The 19,107-nt window shown below is 69.8% G+C and carries 19 protein-coding genes; 7 read left to right on the top strand and 12 right to left on the bottom strand.

The genetic code is table 11. The annotated features are described in order from the left end of the window. Positions 1–381 precede the first annotated feature (381 nt). The 3 genes from Ahu01nite_RS28580 to Ahu01nite_RS28570 all read right to left on the bottom strand — a co-directional run bounded on the left by Ahu01nite_RS28580 (position 382) and on the right by Ahu01nite_RS28570 (position 3,477). The gene (locus tag Ahu01nite_RS28580) at positions 382–744 is read right to left on the bottom strand and encodes a WhiB family transcriptional regulator (protein WP_203839750.1); all 363 of its coding nucleotides are present in this window, start codon (positions 742–744) and stop codon (positions 382–384) included. A 142-nt stretch (positions 745–886) separates the two neighbouring features. After that, on the bottom strand, positions 887–1,213 hold the full coding sequence (locus Ahu01nite_RS28575) for a hypothetical protein (RefSeq protein ID WP_239159213.1): 327 nt from the start codon (positions 1,211–1,213) through the stop codon (positions 887–889). A 116-nt stretch (positions 1,214–1,329) separates the two neighbouring features. Then, a complete protein-coding gene (locus tag Ahu01nite_RS28570; protein ID WP_203839749.1) occupies positions 1,330–3,477 on the bottom strand; it encodes an ATP-dependent DNA helicase UvrD2 in 2,148 nt (715 codons plus the stop codon). 81 nt (positions 3,478–3,558) lie between these two features. Between Ahu01nite_RS28570 and Ahu01nite_RS28565 the strand changes: the two genes are divergently transcribed. Then, complete coding sequence (locus tag Ahu01nite_RS28565; RefSeq protein ID WP_203839748.1) at positions 3,559–3,801, top strand: mycoredoxin; 243 nt, start codon at positions 3,559–3,561, stop codon at positions 3,799–3,801. 46 nt (positions 3,802–3,847) lie between these two features. Here the strand turns inward: Ahu01nite_RS28565 and nudC are convergent, their stop codons facing one another. The 4 genes from nudC to Ahu01nite_RS28545 form a co-directional block, all read right to left on the bottom strand. Continuing rightward, positions 3,848–4,786 carry an NAD(+) diphosphatase gene (gene nudC / locus Ahu01nite_RS28560; protein ID WP_203839752.1) on the bottom strand — a complete coding sequence of 313 codons (939 nt, stop codon included), beginning with the start codon at positions 4,784–4,786 and terminating at the stop codon, positions 3,848–3,850. 80 nt (positions 4,787–4,866) lie between these two features. Continuing rightward, positions 4,867–6,186, bottom strand: a complete 1,320-nt coding sequence (locus Ahu01nite_RS28555; RefSeq protein WP_203839747.1) for a M16 family metallopeptidase — start codon at positions 6,184–6,186, stop codon at positions 4,867–4,869. Further along, complete coding sequence (locus Ahu01nite_RS28550; RefSeq protein ID WP_203839746.1) at positions 6,183–7,490, bottom strand: M16 family metallopeptidase; 1,308 nt, start codon at positions 7,488–7,490, stop codon at positions 6,183–6,185. The genes Ahu01nite_RS28555 and Ahu01nite_RS28550 overlap by 4 nt, the downstream gene beginning before the upstream one ends. 70 nt (positions 7,491–7,560) lie before the next feature. Further along, positions 7,561–8,052 carry a hypothetical protein gene (locus Ahu01nite_RS28545; RefSeq protein WP_203839745.1) on the bottom strand — a complete coding sequence of 164 codons (492 nt, stop codon included), beginning with the start codon at positions 8,050–8,052 and terminating at the stop codon, positions 7,561–7,563. 134 nt (positions 8,053–8,186) lie between these two features. Here Ahu01nite_RS28545 and Ahu01nite_RS28540 point away from each other — a divergent pair, with 134 nt between their 5' ends. The 4 genes from Ahu01nite_RS28540 to Ahu01nite_RS28525 are packed head-to-tail and all read left to right on the top strand — an operon-like array spanning position 8,187 to position 11,397. After that, positions 8,187–8,594, top strand: a complete 408-nt coding sequence (locus tag Ahu01nite_RS28540; RefSeq protein WP_203839744.1) for an RrF2 family transcriptional regulator — start codon at positions 8,187–8,189, stop codon at positions 8,592–8,594. Positions 8,595–8,612: 18 nt separating this feature from the next. Beyond that, complete coding sequence (locus tag Ahu01nite_RS28535; RefSeq protein WP_203839743.1) at positions 8,613–9,674, top strand: ABC transporter substrate-binding protein; 1,062 nt, start codon at positions 8,613–8,615, stop codon at positions 9,672–9,674. A gap of 27 nt (positions 9,675–9,701) precedes the next feature. Further along, positions 9,702–10,481 (top strand): ABC transporter ATP-binding protein, encoded by a 780-nt coding sequence (locus tag Ahu01nite_RS28530; RefSeq protein WP_203839742.1) that lies wholly within the window; start codon positions 9,702–9,704, stop codon positions 10,479–10,481. Next, positions 10,471–11,397: an ABC transporter permease gene (locus tag Ahu01nite_RS28525; protein ID WP_203839741.1), complete on the top strand. Its 927-nt coding sequence runs from the start codon at positions 10,471–10,473 to the stop codon at positions 11,395–11,397. The genes Ahu01nite_RS28530 and Ahu01nite_RS28525 overlap by 11 nt, the downstream gene beginning before the upstream one ends. Positions 11,398–11,403: 6 nt before the next feature. Here Ahu01nite_RS28525 and Ahu01nite_RS28520 read toward each other — a convergent pair whose 3' ends face one another. After that, positions 11,404–12,315, bottom strand: coding sequence for a hypothetical protein (locus tag Ahu01nite_RS28520; protein WP_239159212.1), 912 nt, complete (start codon positions 12,313–12,315; stop codon positions 11,404–11,406). Between the two features lie 58 nt (positions 12,316–12,373). Beyond that, positions 12,374–12,535 carry a hypothetical protein gene (locus Ahu01nite_RS28515; RefSeq protein WP_203839740.1) on the bottom strand — a complete coding sequence of 54 codons (162 nt, stop codon included), beginning with the start codon at positions 12,533–12,535 and terminating at the stop codon, positions 12,374–12,376. A gap of 149 nt (positions 12,536–12,684) precedes the next feature. Between Ahu01nite_RS28515 and Ahu01nite_RS28510 the strand changes: the two genes are divergently transcribed. Next, a complete protein-coding gene (locus Ahu01nite_RS28510) occupies positions 12,685–13,416 on the top strand; it encodes a lysophospholipid acyltransferase family protein (RefSeq protein WP_203839739.1) in 732 nt (243 codons plus the stop codon). Positions 13,417–13,489: 73 nt separating this feature from the next. Here the strand turns inward: Ahu01nite_RS28510 and cspE are convergent, their stop codons facing one another. After that, complete coding sequence (cspE, locus tag Ahu01nite_RS28505) at positions 13,490–13,693, bottom strand: transcription antiterminator/RNA stability regulator CspE (protein ID WP_015625344.1); 204 nt, start codon at positions 13,691–13,693, stop codon at positions 13,490–13,492. A 227-nt stretch (positions 13,694–13,920) separates the two neighbouring features. On the opposite strand from cspE, the gene Ahu01nite_RS28500 reads away from it, so the two are divergent. Further along, positions 13,921–14,325 (top strand): pilus assembly protein CpaE, encoded by a 405-nt coding sequence (locus Ahu01nite_RS28500; protein ID WP_203839738.1) that lies wholly within the window; start codon positions 13,921–13,923, stop codon positions 14,323–14,325. Here Ahu01nite_RS28500 and Ahu01nite_RS28495 read toward each other — a convergent pair. Both Ahu01nite_RS28495 and Ahu01nite_RS28490 read right to left on the bottom strand, forming a co-directional pair. Beyond that, entirely contained in the window at positions 14,296–17,847 is a 3,552-nt protein-coding gene (locus Ahu01nite_RS28495; protein WP_203839737.1) for an ATP-dependent helicase, read from the bottom strand. The genes Ahu01nite_RS28500 and Ahu01nite_RS28495 overlap by 30 nt on opposite strands. After that, a partial coding sequence (locus Ahu01nite_RS28490; RefSeq protein WP_203839736.1) for a PD-(D/E)XK nuclease family protein occupies positions 17,844–19,107 on the bottom strand: 1,264 nt, incomplete at its 5' end. The genes Ahu01nite_RS28490 and Ahu01nite_RS28495, both read right to left, overlap by 4 nt.

The raw sequence follows: 19,107 nt of genomic DNA, 5'->3' as shown, positions 1-19,107 counted from the left end.
GACATGAGAACACCCGGCATACAACCCACGGACATGAGAACACCCGGCATACAACCCACGGACATGAGAACACCCGGCATACAACCCACGGACGTGGGAGTGACGGGTGTGAAAAGCGCCCCGCCAGCAGGTTGAACTGCGGGCGGGGCGGTTTGGTAGGGGCACGATCAGAGGCGTCCACCCAGCTCGTTGGCGGCCCGGTGGCGGGCCTCCATGGCGATCTGACGTGCGGGGCGGTGGGCCTCAGGGGTGTGGATTTCCTGAGGCCTACGCATTCGGGCTCGTGATAGCGCTTCTTGGATGAGTCTTACCTTGGGGGTTCCGTTCGGGGTCATCGCTGCGTCTTCCGTCTTTCGGTAAGGGGTGGTGATGGTGGTCATTTCAGGCTGCCAGCCGGACCGAGTTGCGGGATTCGAGACCGACGGCCTCGAGACGCTCTTCGACCTCAACGGCCAGTTCGGCGTCGCGGGCGACGTCGACCTTGCGGGGACGGCCACGGGGCCGCTTGCGCGCGACGACTGCGCCGCGCTCAAAGATTTCGCCGCCCCAGACGCCCCAGGGCTCGTTCCGCTCGACCGCGCCGGCCAGGCATTCGACGCGCAGCGGGCAGTCCCCGCAGAGCGACTTCGCCAGTTCCAGCTGGGCCGGGGAGTCCGAGAACCAAAGGTCCGGGTCGAACTTCCGACAGGGCAGGTTTGCCTCGATCTCGACGCTCACGTCGAGGGGGGCCAGCGCCAGACTCATAAAGCCCGGTCACCTCTCTCTTCTTCTCGATCTTCTGGATCGTGGTGCTTCGTTTACACCGGCCGGTGAGCCGGCAAAAAATTAAGGCCGCGGATCCCGGTTAGGGGTTCCGCGGCCTCGAGGTGAGCCGGAGGTCTGTAGATCAGACCGGCCTTCCTCGAGGCGGGACGCCGCTGGCACCATTCCGACGCTTCATCGGGATATCCGTGCCGTTGCCGCCCGTGAACCCACTGGTCTCGTAGCTTCCGTCGACGGACACCAGAACCTGGGCCAGCTCGGCCTGGACCTGGACCTGGTGCGCCTGCGAAACCGGGGCCTGCTCAGCAGCCAGGATCACCACGGGGGCGGACTCCACCACGAGGGCGGATTCCAGCGCGAGGGCGGTCAAGGGGAGCCAAGAAGCGGAGGGAGCGCAGAATGCAGCAGGCAGCGTCGACGGACGCTCGATCGTGTAGTTGAGCCTCATCATTGCCACCTCCTCCATCGTGTTGCACTCGATCCGAAACCCTTTGCGAGCAGGTCGCTCGCCAAGGTGTGAACTGAGGCTATTCGCTCCCCCGCAGGGAGGGCAAACGAATTAACGGACTAACTTTCAAAGTTTTTTTCGGCTGTCTCTGCGGGGTCGGCGCCCGCGACCAGAGCGAACACTGCGGCGCCGTACTGGTTGAGCTTGCGGGGGCCGAGGCCGGCGATCGCCAGCAGCTCCGGCGGCGTGCCCGGCTGACGCTCGGCGATGGCCACGATCGTGGCGTCGGTGAAGACGACGTACGCAGGGACTTTCTGCTCCTTCGCGACCAGTGCGCGCCAGGTCTGCAGCCGCTCGTAGAGCTCCTGGTCGAGGTCCGACGGGCAGGTGGCGCAGCGGCCCAGTTTGCGGTCGACACCGGCCGTCAGCGTGGCTCCGCAGATGCGGCACGAGGCCACGGGGGCGTGCCGGCTGGCGGCTTTCCGGCTCGCGGCTGCCACGCCAGGTTTCTCGAAAGTGCGGTGGCGGGTGTCGGTGAGCTGCGGTAGGAAGCGGCACGGGCGCCGGGTGCGGCCGCCGGACGCGCGCATCTGGCCGTAGGAGAGCCAGAGCCACTGCCGGGCCCGGGTCACCCCGACGTAGAGCAGGCGGCGTTCCTCCTCGAGCTGCTCGGTGGTTTTCGCGTACGTCGTGGGCAGGGTGCCGTCGGCGAGCCCGACCAGGAACACCGCGTCCCATTCGAGGCCCTTGGCGGAGTGCAGGGAGGCCAGCGTCACGCCTTCGACGGTCGGGGCGTGCTGCTGCTCGGCACGGCGGGCAAGCTCCTCGTTGAATTCGGACAACGAGACGTCGCGTTGCACGGCTCCCGCTTCGCCTATCGGGACAAGTGCAGGGCTCCGGGCGTACTCCTCGGAAAGGGCGACGATCGCTGCGAGTGCCTCCCACTGCTCACGCTGGGCACCGCCTGCAGGGGGCCTGTCGCGGGCCCAGCCGGTCGCCGACAGTGCCTCGACGACGGCCTGGACCAGCGGGGTCTCGCCGGGGGTGGAGCGCACGGCGGCGCGCAGGGCGATCATGGCCTGGCGGACCTCGGTGCGTTCGAAGAACCGTTCGGCGCCTCGGACGACGTAGGGGACGTGGGCCTCGGCGAGGGCCTCCTCGTAGCCCTGCGACTGGGCGTTGGTGCGGAAGAGGACGGCGATCTCGCTGGCCGGGGTGCCCGCGGCGATCAGCTCGCGGCAGCGCTTGGCGACCGCGAGGGCCTCGGCCGGCTCGTCCGGGAAGATCTTGAGGTCCGGCTCGGCGCCGGGTGGGCGCTGGCCGACCAGTTCGAGGCGCAGCCTGGCCTCGGTGCCGCGGGCCTGCTTGATCACGGCGTTGGCGAGACCGACGACCTGGGGGGTGGAGCGGTAGTCGCGGGTCAGCCGGACGACCACGGCCTCGCGGCGCTGGCGCGGGAAGTCGACTAGGTACGACGAGGTCGCGCCCGTGAACGAGTAGATCGTCTGGCTGGCGTCGCCGACCACGGTGACGTCGTCGCGGCCGCCGAGCCAGGCGTCGAGGAGGCGCTGCTGGAGCGGGTTGACGTCCTGGTATTCGTCGACCACGAAGTGCCTGTACTGCGAGCGGACCTGTTCGGCGACGTCGGAGTGCTCCTCGATGCCCCAGACCGCGGCGCGCAGCATGTCCTCGAAGTCGATCACACCCTGGCGGCGCTTGAGCGACTCGTACGCGGCGAAGACGTCAGCGACCTTGCCCACCTCGTACGGCGGCTCGCGCAGCGCCTTGGTCGCGGCCACGACGTACTCCCCGGGCTCGACCAGCGACGACTTGGCCCACTCGATCTCGCTGGCGAGGTCACGGGCGGCGTTGCGGTCGGCGCGCACCCCGGCGTGGTTGGCGGCGAGGGTGACCAGGCGGGCCTTGCTCTCCACCAGCTCGGGCATGCCCCGGCCTTCGAGCAGGCGGGCCGCGAAATACCGCACCTGGCGTAACGCGGCGGCGTGGAACGTGCGGGCCTGCACTTTTCCGGCGCCGAGCGCGGTCAGCCGGGCTCGCATCTCAGCGGCGGCCCGTGCGGTGAAGGTAACCGCGAGCACATGCCGGGGACTGATTTCACCCGAAAGAGTTCGATAGGCGATGCGGTGGGTAATGGCACGTGTCTTACCTGTTCCCGCACCGGCGAGGATGCAGACCGGGCCCGCTGGAGCGGTCACGGCCCGGCGCTGGTCGGGATCGAGCCCGGCAAGAACACGTTCGGCTGTCACAACCGGGAATCATGACACCCCGGTCCGACGTTTCATCGGATGGCGCTGTGCCATGTGACTTCTTCGAAGGGACCCAGACCGATGCTGACCATGTACTCGACGCCCTGGTGCGGCTACTGCCACCGGCTCAAGTCGCAGCTGGACCGGGAAGGCATCGCGTACGAGGTCGTCGACATCGAGCAGGACCCGGCTGCCGCTGACTTCGTGATGAGTGTCAACGGCGGTAACCAGACGGTCCCGACGATGCGTTTCGACGACGGCTCCGCGATGACCAATCCCTCGATCATCCAGGTCAAGGAACATCTGGCCGCGCTCTCCGCGTAGGTGACATCGAAAACGGCCGCCCCCGAAGATCCGGGGGCGGCCTTTTTCATGCGTTGAGCCAGGTCTCGATCAGGTACAGGGCGATCGAGGAACGCATGGGCAGCCCGAGGCGGACACCGGCGACCTCGAACTCGCCCGAGATCATCTGGGCGATCTCCGAGCGCGTGAGCCACAGCGCCTCGTCGATCTCCTCGGGGTCGACGACGATCGGCTGCGCGGGGTCGGCCTCGGCGAGGTAGCCGAGCATCAGGGAGCCCGGGTACGGCCAGGACTGGCTCCCCTCGTACTGAAGGCTCCGCAGTTTGATCCCGACCTCCTCGCGCACCTCGCGCACCACCGCGGCCTCGGTCGACTCGCCCGGCTCGACGTAGCCGGCGAGGCAGGAGAAGCGGCGCACCCCGTCGACGGTGGGCCAGGAGGCGTTGTGCCCGAGCAGGCAGCGCCCCTGCGGCCCGGCGACGCCGTCGTGCACGAGCACGATCATGGCCGGGTCGGTGCGCGGCCACATGGCCTTGCCGTTCTCGTCGACGCGGGACCAGCCGGCCTCGATGACCGTGGTGGGCTGACCGTTGAGCGGCGAGAACCGGTGCGAGGCGTGCCAGTTGCCGAGCGCGGCGGCGGTGGTGAGGATCCCGGCGTCGCGCGAGTCGAGCCGGTGACCGATATCGCGCAGGGTGCGTGCCTCGGCGCCCGGATGCTCCGGGAGCGGCGTGTCGACGGCGAAGATCGGCACGCCCTCCGCGTCGATGCCGAGGAAGAGCCGCTCACCCTCGGGCGCCGCGTCCGCGCTGACCAGCACCAGGGACGGATCCCCCTGGTCCAGCCCGGTGATCAGGGCACGGCCGCCCTTCGAGATGTCGATGAGCAGGACCAGGCCCGTTTTCCAGGCCTCGGCGATCCACTCGGCGTCCGTGCGGTGATGGGCCGCACGATCCAGGGTGGTACGCGCCAGAGGTGGCCCGCCCCACCCCGGCTGCTCGCCGATGTCGGGCTCGGAACTCCCGGCCTGCTCGCCGATGTCGGGCTCGGAACTGCCGGCCTGTTCGTCGATGTCGGGTTCGGAGCTCACTCGGCCTCACGTTCCACGGCGGTGAGGGCGGTCAGTGATCCCTCCACCTTGTCAGCGTCTCCGAGCACGACCGTGACCGCCTTGGCCGGGGCGAGGAAGCGCGACGCCACCTCGGCCACCTGCTCCCGGGTCGCGGACGCCAACGCCGCCGAGTGCTCGGTGAGATAGTCGAGGCGCAGCCCGAAGCTCGCGTAGATGCTGGCCAGCCCGGCAAGCCCGGCCTGCGTGGACATGCCCAGGCGCAGGGTGCCGAGGGCGTACCTGCGGGCCTGTTCGAGCTCGTCCTCACCCGGCGCGAGGCTGGCGATCTTGCCGAGCTCGTAGAGCGTCTCCAGCATCGCCGGGCCGGTCACCTCGGTCGCCACCTCGGCGGCCACGACCAGCGACGAACCGGCGAGCAGGTGCTCGATCGAGGTGTGGGGGCCGTACGTGTAGCCCTTGTCCTCGCGGATGTTCTCGACCCAGCGTGACGAGAAGTAGCCACCGAAGACCAGGTTGGCCAGCTGCAGCGCCGCGTAGTCGGGGTCGGTGCGGGGCAGCGCGGGCAGCGCCATCCGCAGCGAGGACTGCACCGAGCCCGGCCGGTCGACCAGCAGCAGCGGACCCGGCTCGAGCGCCGGGGTGGGCGGCACGGTGGCGTCGCGGCCGGCGCCGGCCCAGCTGCCGAGGGCCTTCTCGGCGGCGTCGATCGCCTTCTCCGGGTTGAGATCGCCGACGAGTACGAGCACGGAGCCGTCGGGCCGGACCCGGTCGGCGTGCAGCGCCCGTAGCTGCGCGGGGCGTACCCCCTTGATCTGCTCCGCCTCGGGGGTCTGGACGGCGTACGGGTGCCGGCCGTACACCCGCTTGAGCAGCGCCGTCCGGGCGAGGTGCGCGGGCTGGCTCTGCGCGACCTGGATGTGGTCGACGAGCCGGTCGCGCTCGACGGCGACCTCGTCGGACGGGTACGCGGGCTCGGTCAGCACCCCGGCGAGGATCTCCAGCATCCGGTCGAGACCGGCGGCGAGCGAGTTGCCGGTGATCAGCAGCCGGTCGGGGTCGAGGCCTGCGGAGAGTCCGCCGCCGACCGTCTGCAGCTCGGCGGCGATGTCGATGCTGCTCATCGTGGCCGTGCCGGTGAACAGCGTCTGCGAGAGCAGGGTCGCGCGGGGCAGCGGGGCACGCCCGAACGGCACGCGGAGCCGGAGCTCGACGAGGGGCACCGACGGGCGGCGCACGGCAATCACGGTGAGTCCGCTGCTGAGCGTACGTTCCAGCTGCTTCGGGAGTTTGATCTTTGAGTCCGGAACGAGGTCCGGCAGGGTGTGGGTGCTCACTGGTTTGCTCCTGGGACGACCTCGACGGTGGCGCGGCTATCGGGCCGCAGGGCGGCAGCGGCCGCGACGATCTGGGTCTCGGTGACCTCGCCGATCAGCCGGGGCAGCTCGTTGAGCAGCTCCGGGCGCCCGCGCTGCAGCTCCAGCACGGCCATCGGCAGGGCGCGGCCCAGGACCGCGTCGGTGTCCCGCAGCAGGTGGGTAGCCATCCGGGCCTGGGTGCGGGCCAGCTCGCCGGCGGCGAGGCCCCCGGTGGCGAGCCGGTCGAGCTCCTCGTCGACCACGCGCAGCACCTTGCCGGAGTCGCCGCCGGGGGGCATGTGCGCCTGCAGCAGGAACGCGGTGGGGTTGCGGACCTGGAACTCGTCACCCATGAAGCCGATGTAGCCGCCGACGCTGGTGACGATGCGGTCGCGCTGCACCAGCCGCTCGACCAGGCGCGACGCGTCACCGTCGGTGAGCACCTCGGCCAGCACGACGAAGGGCAGGTAGTCGGTGAAGCTCCCGATCGGGTCGGGCACCCGCCAGCCGGCCGCGATCGCGGGCAACGGGGCGAGCCGGTCGACGTAACTCTCCCGGCGCTCGGCGGTGAGACCCGGCTCGTCGAACGCGGGCAGCACCGGCTTGGGCCGGGCCGGCACGTCGCCGAAGTGCCGCTGGATCATCTCGGTCGCGACGGCCACGTCGAAGTCGCCGGCCACCGCGAGCGTCGCGTTGCCCGACGCGTAGTACTTCTCGAAGAACTCGGCCGCGTCGTCGACGGTGGCGCTCTCGAGGTCGGTGAACGAGCCGTAACCGTCGTGCGCGTTGGGGAACGTCTCGAACATCACCGGCGGGAGCTTCAGCCAGGGGAAGCCACCGTAGGGCCGGTTGAGGACGTTGACCCGGATCTCCTCCTTGACCACGTCGACCTGGTTGCGCAGGTTCTCCTCGGTCAGCCGGGGGCCGCGCATGCGGTCGGCCTCGAGGAACAGCGCCCGTTCGAGGGCACCGGCGGGCAGGACCTCGAAGTAGTCGGTGTAGTCGAGGTGGGTCGAGCCGTTGAAGCTGCCGCCCGCACCCTGCACGTGCCGGAAGTGGGCGAGCTTCTCCAGGTTTTCCGAGCCCTGGAACATCAGGTGCTCGAAGAGGTGAGCGAAGCCGGTGCGTCCTTCCGGCTCGGAGCGGATGCCGACGTCGTAGACCACGGCCACACCGACGACGGGCGCGCTGCGATCGGGCGTGAGGACCACGCGCAGGCCGTTGTCGAGGGTGAACCGTTCGACCGGGTATTTCGTCGCGGGAATCTTCACTTTGCGAGCCACCCCAAGAATCTAGCCCCCCGGGAGGTCAGTCGGCCTGTCCGCCGCATCACGGCGGCTCTCCACTTAGGCTTTACCCCTTGGTCACGCTGCCCAGTTCAAGCTGCGGGTTGAGTTTGGCCAGCTGTTCGACGGCTTCGGTACGCGCTTTCGAGAACCGCAGCGTGCCCCGGGTCACGTACGGCGTACCCGTGGCCCGGGCGACCTGGTCCGGGATCAGACCGGTCAGGATCAGGACGACGCCGACCACGCCCAGCACCGCGAAGAGTCCGCCCGGTGGCTTGAGGTCGCCGAACCTGCCCCAGAGCAGCAGCACGTCCGCGATCACGAAGAGCAGGATGATCGCGGGTGCGACGCCGTACCCGAAGATCTGCCGCAGGCGGGTCACCCGCTGGACCCCGCGGGCCGCGCTCTCGCCCATCGGCACCTCGACCGACGCGCTGGACCACGGCAACCGAGGCAGCGGTACGGCGACTTTGACCTGTTTTCCATCGCCGGCCAGGGTCTGGCGGGGCCAGCGCACCCGGGACACCTCATGCAGGCCGATCTTGATCTGCGTACTCACGGCGGGTGACCTTACCTGCTCGTGGCGGTTCTCATGATGCGGTTGGGACTTGACGCTCCCCGCCTACCTCATCCACTATTCCCATGCAACTGATAGAGATACCAGGGTTTAACGCGAGACCGCAGGGGGATTTCGTGTACGTCTCGGCACGAACCGACTACGCCGTCCGGGCCATGCTGGCGATCACCGCCGACGACCACACGCTGGTCAAGGCCGCGACGCTCGCAGCCGCCCAGGACATCCCCCTGAGCTTTCTCCAGGGCATCCTGCTCGACCTGCGCCGCGCCGGCCTGCTGCACAGCCACCGCGGCGTCGACGGCGGATACGCCCTGGCCCGCCCCGCGGAGGACATCACCGTCGGCGATGTCGTCCGTGCGGTCGGCGGAGCGCTGACCACCGTTCGCGGCCTGCCCACCACCACCACGACGTACCACGGGGTCGCGACCGGCCTCAAGGATGTCTGGCTGGCGGTGGAGGAGGCCATCGAGGGCGTCGTCAACCACCGCACGCTCGCCCAGCTCACCATCGCCGCTGCCGCTTAAATTCTTTAGGAGTAACGCATGCGCTCCCGCACTCTCCGTGCGCTAGCCGTCGCCGCTACCGCTCTTCTCTCCGCCGCTGCGCTCACCGCCTGCGGTGGCGACGACGACAAGGGCAGCGCCAGTGGCGAGGCCAGCGCGATCCGCCTCGGCTACTTCCCCAACATCACCCACGCCCCCGCCCTGATCGGCGTGAAGAACGGCCTCTTCCAGCAGGCACTCGGCAGCACCAAGCTCGAGACGAAGACCTTCAACGCCGGCCCCGCCGCGATCGAGGCGCTCTTCTCCGGCGCGATCGACGCGACGTACATCGGCCCGAACCCGGCCATCAACGGCTGGGCCACCTCCAAGGGCACCGCGCTGAAGATCATCGCGGGTAGCACCTCGGGCGGCGCCGGTCTGGTCGTGAAGCAGGGCATCAACAGCGTCGCCGACCTCAAGGGCAAGAAGATCGCCACGCCGCAGCTGGGCAACACCCAGGACGTGGCGCTGCGTGCCTACCTGAAGTCGAACGGCCTCAACGCCGACCAGCAGGGCGGCGGCGACGTCTCCGTGCTTCCACAGGACAACGCGACCGCCATCCAGGCGTTTGCGCAGGGTGCCATCGACGGCGCCTGGGTGCCCGAGCCCAACCTGAGCCGGATGGTCCTCGAGTCCAAGGGCAAGATCCTGGTCAACGAGAAGGACCTGTGGCCGAACGGGCAGTTCGTCACCACCCACCTGATCGTCACGCAGGAGTTCCTCAAGAAGTACCCGGCGACGGTCAAGAAGCTGCTGCAGGGCCACATCGCGGCGGTCAAGTACATCTCGACCGACAACGCGGGTGCACAGAAGGCCGCCAACGAGCAGCTCGCCGCGCTCTCGGGCAAGCCGCTCAAGGACGAGATCCTCGCCTCGGCGTTCAAGAACCTGCAGTTCACCAACGACCCGATCGCCACATCGCTGTACGCCAGCGCACAGCACGCCGAGGATGTCGGCCTGCTCAAGCCGGTCGACCTCAAGGGCATCTACGACCTCGGGCCGCTCAACGAGCTGCTCAAGGCCGACGGTCAGCCCGCCGTGAGCGACGCCGCAGCCTCCTGATCCCCCGCTCAGCCTGGGAGTAAGACCATGACCACGGTGGAAGCCGACCCGGTACAGACCGGTCAAGCGGTCGTCAGCCTCGACAGCGTCTCCAAGCAGTACGGCAGCGGCAGCAACGCCCTGCTCGCACTCGACAAGGTGTCGCTGACCGTCCGCAAGGGCGAGTTCGTCTGCCTGCTCGGCGCGTCCGGCTGCGGCAAGAGCACGCTGCTCTCGCTGATCGCCGGGCTCGACCGGATCAGCGCGGGCACGCTCGACATCGGCGGGCGGCACGTCTCGCTGATGTTCCAGGAAGCGGCGCTCTTCCCGTGGTTGTCCGTCTCGGGCAACGTCGAACTGCCCATGCGGCTGCGCGGCGTTGCCCGGGCGGAACGCAAGCAACGCGCCGGGGAACTGCTGGAGATCGTCCGGCTCAAGGACTTCGGCGGCAAACGCCCGCACGAGCTCTCCGGCGGCATGCGCCAGCGCGTGGCCCTGGCCCGCGCGCTGGCCCAGAACGCCGACATCCTGCTGATGGACGAGCCGTTCGGCGCCCTCGACGCCATGACCCGCGACATCCTGCACGACGAGCTCGAACGGATCTGGCGCGAGCAGGAGCTCACCGTCGTCTTCGTGACCCACAACGTGCGCGAAGCCGTCCGCCTCGGCGACCGGGTGATCCTGCTCAGCAGCCGCCCCGGCCGGGTCATCGAGGACTTCCCCATCACCCACGAGCGGCCGCGCCGCATCGACTCCCCCGAGGTGGCCGGACAGGCCGCCGAGATCACCGATCGGCTCCGCGCGGAGGTCGCCCGTCATGCCAATTAAGTACCCGTCGGCCCGCGCGGGCCTCGAAGGCGTCACCGGCAGCCTTCCCGCCCCCGTCGAGAAGCCGGACGCCGCCAAGGACCGCATCACCGGCCTCGACGCGCTCGAGCTCGGCGGCAAGAGCGAGAAGGGCTCGCTGGGCAGACGCGTCTGGCGCAGCGCCTGGCCCAAACTGCTGGCCATCGCCATCGTCATGCTGGCCTGGCAGATCGTCGTCTGGGCCGAATGGAAGCCGGTCTACGTCCTGCCCGGCCCGGCGACGGTCTTCGAGGACCTGGGCACCCTGATCAAAACCGGGGACTTCTGGGACGGCGTACGCGTAACCATGCTCCGCGCCGTGACCGGCTTCGGCCTCGCCGTGCTGATCGGCACCATCGTCGGCGCGGCGGTCTCCCGCTTCACCCCGCTGCGGGCCGCGATCGGCTCGCTGATCACCGGCCTGCAGACCATGCCGTCGATCATGTGGTTCCCGCTCGCCATCCTGCTCTTCCAGCTCAGCGAGAGCGCCATCCTGTTCGTCGTCGTGATCGGCGCCGCGCCCTCCGTGGCGAACGGCCTGATCAGCGGCATCGACTACGTGCCGCGGACCTGGCTGCGGGTCGGCCAGGTGCTCGGCATGACCGGGTTCGCCAAGTACCGGCACCTGATTTTGCCCGCCTCGCTGCCGTCGTTCATCTCCGGACTCAAGCAGGGCTGGGCATTCTCCTGGCGCAGCCTGATGGCAGGCGAGCTCCTGGTGATCGTGCCGGGCGCGCTCTCCATCGGCGTACGCATGCAGCAGGCCCGCGACCTCAGCGAGTCGAGCCTCGTCATCAGCTTCATCATCGTGGTGCTCGTCATCGGCATCCTGATCGACGTCCTCTTCAACGCCGCCGACAACGCGCTGCGTAAGCGCTGGGGCCTGACCGGCTCCTGATCCGCGTCAGAGCGGCCGGACGGATTTCAGCACGTCGTTGATGACGTAGTCGAACTGCTTGTGGGTGCCGGGGATCGAGATGTAGAGGACCGCGGCCGTGGTCTTGCCGACGTCGATCACGGCGACCGCGGAGCGTTCGTCCTTGGCGTTCAGCCCCGGCGAGTCGAAGTGCAGGCGGAACTCGCTGAGGTACGCGGGGCGGCCGCCCAGGGTCGTCATCCCGTCACGGATCGTCTCGAGCGTGTTGGGCTGGGGGTAGTACTCGGCGCGCACGTCCGCGGTGACCTGCCGGCCGACGCAGTCCAGGTTGAGTGACACCGCGTCGTTGTCCGCCGCCGGGACCGCCGCCGACAGGATCGAGGCGTGGTAGCTGCCACCGGAGTACTGCTCGGTGACGAAGTGCTGACCCACCCGGTAGGGGATCTCCAGCGTGCCGCCGCGCCAGACGGTGTTCCAGGCGACCCACGGGGCGCCGTACTTCTTGTAGGAGATCCCGGCCTCCTGGTCGACCGTGCGCTCCCCGGTCTCGGGCGGGAGCTGCTGCGCCGGGGCGCTGGGCTCCTCGCTGGGGATCGTGGTCGGAGCCGGGCACATCTGGGCGAGCGGCGGGCGGACGTCGCTGGGGGCGGAAGCCTTGCTCCGGAACGCGTCGCCGTCCGAGCTCAGGCCCACGATCAGGATGATCACCAGGCCGATCGCGACGATGCCGCCGGCGATCCCACCAAAGATCAACAGCTGGCGCCGGGTGCGCTGCGGGCCGTTCTCGCCGGGCGGCTCCGGCGGGGCAGGCGGTCCAGGCGGCACCACGGGGGGTACGCCCGAAGCGGTCACCATGCCGGACGACCACTGGCTGTCGGGCCGTGACCAGGCGGGAGTGATCGGCGAGCCCTCGGACATCATCCCAGTGAACACCACCACGGCCCGTGACCGCTCACCGCCCGGCCGCGCGATCCTTCGTCAAGAAGTTGGCACGGCCTCAGAGCTGGCTGCCGGGAGTCACCGTCTCGACCACCGTAGGAGCCGCCTTGCTGGCCGGCGTATACCAGGGGGTGAACGCCACCGCCATCACCAGGCCGAGGCCGAACACGGCCAGGGCGAGCACAATTGCCAGCTCACGGCGCGCGGACACGGTCTTCATGCAAAGCCTCCTGGAGGTGCCGCGCCCCAGGTCTCCAGCAGGCTGGACCCGGGCACGGCTCGGCGCAGTCACTCTTAAAGACGCCGGAACCCCCGAATCGGTTGCAGCTCTCACAGGAAAGCTTCATCGTTCGCCGGTACCGTAATCGAATGGAAATCGTGTATCCCCCCGTCATCGCCACGGCGAAGACGTTGTTCCGCGTGCTGGACATGCGGATCCAGGTCGACGGTGCCCAGCACATCCCCACGACCGGCGGGGCGGTGCTCGCGAGCAACCACGTCAGCTACCTCGACTTCATCTTCGCCGGTCTCGGTGCGCAGCCCTCCAAGCGGCTGGTGCGTTTCATGGCGAAGAAGTCCGTCTTCGACCACAAGATCAGCGGCCCGTTGATGCGCGGCATGCGGCACATCCCGGTCAACCGGGTCGCCGGCAGCGCCGCGTTCCTGGAAGCGGAGAACGCCCTGCGCAAGGGCGAAGTGGTCGGCGTCTTCCCCGAGGCGACGATCAGTGAGTCGTTCACCGTCAAGACCCTCAAGTCCGGCGCGGCCCGGCTGGCGCAGGCGGCGGGGGTGCCCCTGATCCCGAGCGTGGTCTGGGGCCCGCACCGCCTCTGGACCAAGGGCCGCCCGAAGGAACTGACCAAACGCCATGTCCCGGTCATCATCAAGATCGGCGAGCCGATCGTGGTGCCGGCGGACGCCACCACCGAGGCGATGACGCTGGTGCTGCACGAGCGGCTGAGCGCGCTGCTGGACGAAGCCCAGCGCGATTACCCCGAGCGCCCCTCCGGCCCGGACGAGACCTGGTGGCTGCCCGCCCACCTCGGCGGCACGGCCCCGCTCCCGCGGAAGGTCGGCGCGGTGGAGCCCCTCGAAGCCTGACGGATCCGCATCAAAACAATAGCGCCGGACCCCTTCTCAGGGGGCCGGCGCTGTTGTCAGCTCGTGGCTGTGATCAGAGCGGGCGGATGTTAGCCGCCTGCGGGCCCTTCTGGCCCTGGGTCACCTCGAACTCGACCCGCTGGTTCTCGTCCAGGCTGCGGTAACCCGAGGTCTGGATTGCGGAGAAGTGGGCGAAGACGTCGGCGCCGCCGTCGTCCGGGGTGATGAACCCGAAGCCCTTGTCCGCGTTGAACCACTTCACAACGCCGGTAACCATGCTCGTCTCCTCGACGGTCGATCGCTTCTGCCCATTATGGACTGAAACGAGGTAGTAAGACCCGAAATTTGCGGGTCTCGTGTCGCCGTACTGATCGCCCGTCCCGGAGAAACCCGGGTTACGACAAAGAGCGCCTGGGGCAGACTTCCCCACAGGCGCTCCTGAGTACTTGGGAACCAAACTGACACAACGCAAGGCAGCGTAGCACGAAGAGAGGCGGTTTCACCGTGATCGGCGTGGACATGGCACAGGCTCTGAAGGGCGCCGGACTGCTCTGGAAACCGGCCCCCGGCGACCGGTTCGCGATCCCCGATCGGGACCTGGACGAGGACGTGTTCGTGCTCAGCAATATGACCATTGAGGTGCACACACTCCCCGAAGGCGAGGTGATCGGGTTCAACGGAACCACGGAATGGGCGATGGACGACGTGGAGCTGGAGGAGGCACTTTGGCTGCCGCGCGAGGACCAGTTGCGGGGCCTGCTCGGCGGCACGTTCCAGGCCCTGCGGCGCTCCGGCGATCGATGGGATGTGGAGATCATCCTGCTGGGTGAAGAACGGACTTTCACGGCCGAAACGCCGTCGGCCGCTTATGCGGAGGCGCTACTCCATCTGCTCGCCGCCGCCATCTAGGAGCGGCACCGCGGTGATCAGTGCGGCCAGGCCGTCCGCATCCAGCAGGTCGGCCGGGCGCACGGTCACACCCTCGCGGACATAGTGAAACCCGGCCCGCACCCGCGACACCGGCACGTCCGCCAAGGCCGCCCAAGCCATCCGGTACGCCGCCAGCTGCACCGTCGCAGCCTCAGCGGCCGGGCCGGTGGGGCGGCGCCCCGTCTTCCAGTCGATGACGTCGTAACGGCCACCCACCTCCGTGAAGACGGCGTCCATCCGCCCCCGAAGCACGATGCCCGCCACGGTGGTCGCGAACGGCACCTCGACCTCGATCGGCGTGCGCTCAGCCCAGTCCCCGGCCAGGAAGGCCTGCTGAAGGGCGACCAGCTCGGCATCGTCGGCCGCGTCCTCGTCCGCGGCACCGGGGAGTTCGTCCAGGTCCAGCAGCCGGACCGAGCCGTAACGCTGCTCCAGCCAGGAGTGGAACGCGGTGCCACGCCGGGCGTAGGGCGCCGGCCGCGCGGGCAGGGGCCGGCGCAGCGTGCGGGCGAGATGCTGCGGGTCGTGGCGCAGGACGACCAGCTGAGAAACCGACAGGTGCGGCGGGAGAGCCACATCGAGGGGGCCCTCGTGACGGGCGCGCTCCTCACGCTCCGCAAGCAGCAGCGCCACCTCGGTCCGCCAGCGCTCGATGTCAGAGCTCTCAGCCGCACTCGCGCTCTCGTCGCCGTGGGCGCCCGTGCCAGTCCCGGTAGGCAGCTCGTCGCCATGGGCGCCCGTGCCGGTCCCGGTCGGCAGCTCGCCGCCGTGGGGGGCCGTGCCGGTCCCGGTCGGCAGCTCGTCGCCGTGGGGGGCCAGGCCGGTTACATCGGCGGCGAGGCCTGCCCGGGCGGCGATCTCGTCGTCGGTCGAGGCGAGTGCCACGAACGCCTCGGCGGTCTCCGGGTCGGGGGCGGCGATCATCCGGCGGATCAGGTCGGCGGCGGCGGCCATCGCCGGGCGGCGGGCGCCCAGCGGGTCCGACGGCCATTCCGCGGAGGCGACCAGCTCGGCGCTCGGGTTCACCGCGTCGGCGGTGGGCTCCGGGGCCCAGCGGTCCACCACGCCGGCACCGTCGTCGCAGGTCGCGCGGATCTCGTTCAGGAACACCGACGGGCCACGCGGGCGCTTCACGCCGTCGCCCCACCAGTAGCCCGAGGCCAGCAGCAGTCGCCGCGGCCGGGTGACCGCGACATACGCGAGCCGCCGCTCCTCCCGCTCGTCATGCTCCCGCCACGCCCGCCCGAACGCCGTAACCGCCGTGGCGACGTCCTTCTGGTCGACCGCCTCGCCGAGGTCCAGCACCGGCAGACCGTCGGAGTCGCCGCGCAGCGGGAACGGCAGCACGCCCATCCCGCCGAGATAGTTGTCCGAGCCGCGGGTCATACCGGGCCACACGTTCTTGGCCAGCCCCGCGACGCTCACGACGTCCCACTCCAGGCCCTTCGCGGCGTGCGCGGTCAGGATCTGCACCGCGCCCTCGATCACGTCGACCTGCCCCGGGGCGAGCCCGCGTTCCTCCTCCTCGGCGGCGACCAGGAACGCCAGGAAACCAGCGAGCGTGCCACCGTCGGTCTCCCCCGAATAGCGGGCAGCGACGTCGCCGAGCGCGTCCAGGTGACCGCGCGCGAGACCGGCGTCGCCCGCACCCCAGCCACGGACCGCGACCTCGACGTCCAGGCCGATGGTCCGCTCGATGTCGGCGATCAGGTCGGGCAGCGGCTGGTCCAGGCGGTGCCGCAGCTCAGCCAGCTCCCTGCTGTACGCCCGGAGCCGCGGATACCCCTCCTGCGAGTACTGCTGCGCCACCCCGAGATCCGCCATCGCCTCGACCAGTGACGCGTCGTCGAGCCGGTCCCCGACGATCTCGGCCAGCTCGGCGTCCTGAGCGTCACCCGTGGTGTTCGCGACCCGCGCGGAGGCGATCGCCCGGGACCGCCGATGCAGCGCCACGAGGTCCCGTGGGCCGATCCGCCAGCGCGAGCCGGTCAGCAGCCGCAGCAGCGAGGCCCCGTCGGTCGGGTCGGCCAGCACCCGCAGCGTGCACACCACATCGCGTACCTCTGGCGTGTCGAGCAGACCGCCCAGGCCGACCACCTCGACCGGCAGACCGCGCGAGCGCAGCGCCTCCTCGATCGCGGGGATCTGACTGCGGACCCGGACCAGCACGGCGGTGGTCGGCCGCTTGTCCAGGGGAATGTCGCCGGCCAGCGCCTCCGGCAGCCCCGCTGCCAGCCGCCACGCGGTGAGCAGGGAGTCCGCGATCCATTCGGCCTCATCGGCGTACGTGTGCAGGAGCGCACAAGCGACCGTGCGCCCCCCGACGTGCTCAGCCACGCGCTGCGCCGGGATCAGCTCGGCGACCCGGGCCCCGGCGGCGCGCAACGGCCGGGACAGCGTGTTCGCCACCTGCAGGATCTCCGGCCTGTTCCGCCAGCTGCGCGTCAGGTTGAGCACCCACGCCTCGCGCCCGCCCGGCCCGGTGAACTCGGCCGGGAACCGGTCCAGCGTCCCCGCCGACGCCCCCCGCCAGCCGTAGATCGACTGGCACGGGTCACCGACCGCGGTGACCGGATGCCCGCCGCCGAACAGCGCGTTCAGGAGCACCACCTGCGCGTGACTGGTGTCCTGGTACTCGTCGAGCAGCACGATCTTGTAGCGCCCCCGCTCGATCGCGCCGACCTCGGGATGATCGCGGGCGACCAGCGCCGCCCGGGCCATCTGATCCCCGAAGTCCATCGCCTCCAGGTCGAGTTTGCGCTGGTCGTAGAGGCGGACCAGGGGCAGCAGGGTGAGCCGGTGGCGCTGGCGCAACAGCACGTCGGACACGTCCTTGTAGACGCGCCCCGGCAGCGACTGCACGTCGGCGAAGAACCGGCCGGTCCAGGCGGCCAGGTCGTCCGGCGTGACCAGGTGCTCGGCGAGCTCGCCGGAGAGCGCGAGCACATCGTCGGTCACCGTGCTGGGCGCGCGGTTCAGCCCGGTCATCTCACCGGTGTACGAGCGCACGATCGAGTCGACGATCTGCCAGCGGGCGGCCTCGGTCAGCAGCCGGGCGGACGGCTCGTATCCGGCGCGCAGTCCGTGCTCGGTGACCACCCGGGCGGCGTACGAGTGGTAGGTCGAGATCGTCGCCTCGCCCGTGAACTGATCGTCGCGGCCCAGCCGGCGGACAAGCTGCCCGAGCCGGGTACGCACCCGGTGCGCGAGCTCGCCGGCCGCCTTACGCGTGAAGGTCAGCCCCAGGATCTCGTCGGGATGCGCGTACCCGTTGGCGACCAGCCAGAGCACCCGCGCCGCCATGGTCTCGGTCTTGCCCGACCCGGCCCCCGCCACCACCAGCACGGGCTCGATCGGCGCCGCGATGATCGCAGCCTGCTCGGGCGTCGGCCGGTGCAGGCGCAGCAGCTTGGCCAGCTCGTCCGGGGTGTAGCGGGGCCCGGAATCAGCACGGCGTCGCGGCTTGGGGGCTGCATCGGCGAAAAGGGACGGTTGAGTCACGGCTCCACTACCTGGCGGCCCTGGCCGCTGATCGGGCAACTCGTACGGACCGGGCACACCCGGCACTTCGCATTGGCCACCGCCGAGAACGTCGCCGCGGCCATGGTGTCCGCGGTCCGGCGCACCATCGCATACGCCCACTGCGGATCCTCGGCCTCACTGAGCGGCACCTGCATCTGCTCGCGCGCTTCCTTCGTCGGCCCGAGCTGCACCAGCCCCGCCCCGCCGCTCTCCGCACCCACGCTGAAACTGTCGAACGCCCCCGCATCAACCGCCGCCTGATAGCCCGCGAGCTGCGCGTGCTCCTCGACCTCCGGCGCGGAAACGGTCGTACTCTTCCCCGTCTTCAAGTCGATGACCACCAACCGGCCCTGCTCGTCGACCTCCAGCCGATCCACCCGCCCGGTCAACTGGATAGGACGGCTCGGATCATCCAGCCGTACGGTGAACTCGTGCTCGATCGCGAGCAGCCGCCGCGGATTCTTCGCCAGCCATCGCAGCAGCTTGTCCACCATCCCCTGAGCCCGCTCATGCTCGGGCCCGGCCAGCCAGCGAGCGGCAAGCTCAATCGCGTCGAACCGCGCCGACACATACTCCACGAGCTGCTCCCGGTCAGCGTTCGCATCCTCGGCGAGCATCGCCGCAGCATGAACCAGGTTGCCGACACCCTGCGCCGGACCAGCCGGCCCCGCGCCACCATGGCGTTCGAGCAGCCACCGAAGACTGCACCGCAGGGCGCTCTCCATGCTCGACGGCGTCACCTTGACCGGATCACCGTCGTCCACCAACGGCCGATCATCGGAGAGCGGCCGCAGACCCCACCACTCGTCCGGATGAGCTCCGGGCACCCCCGCCCGAGCCAGCTTCGCCAACTCACCCGCAGCCGCATGCCGCCGCCCCGGCGTGCTGTCCGGAGCAACAACAACCGTACGAAGCTCAGCCACCAGCGCCGATAGCGTCAACGCACGCGGCGGCCGCCCAACAGCCAGCTCCTCTTCGCTGACCACTCCATCCCCCACGCCACCCTCCGGCATGTCGGATATGTCAGGCGCGTCTTCAGCGTCCGGCCCGGCACCTGATCCTGGGTCAGCTTCGCGAGCCGGAGCGCCACCGTTCGTCGGGCCGCCCGCACGGACCGCGCCGACCTCAGAAACGCCCCCGGCGTCCAACCCAGAGCCGTCCGGGCCAGAGCCGTCCGGGCCAGAGCCGTCCGGGCCAGAGCCGTCCGGGCCAGAGCCGTCCGGGCCAGAGCCGTCCGGG

The organism is Winogradskya humida, assembly GCF_016862215.1.
GTDB lineage: Bacteria > Actinomycetota > Actinomycetes > Mycobacteriales > Micromonosporaceae > Actinoplanes > Actinoplanes humidus.
The sequence above is the reverse complement of the archived record's forward strand: the minus strand, read 5'-3'. Positions and strand labels throughout refer to the sequence as shown.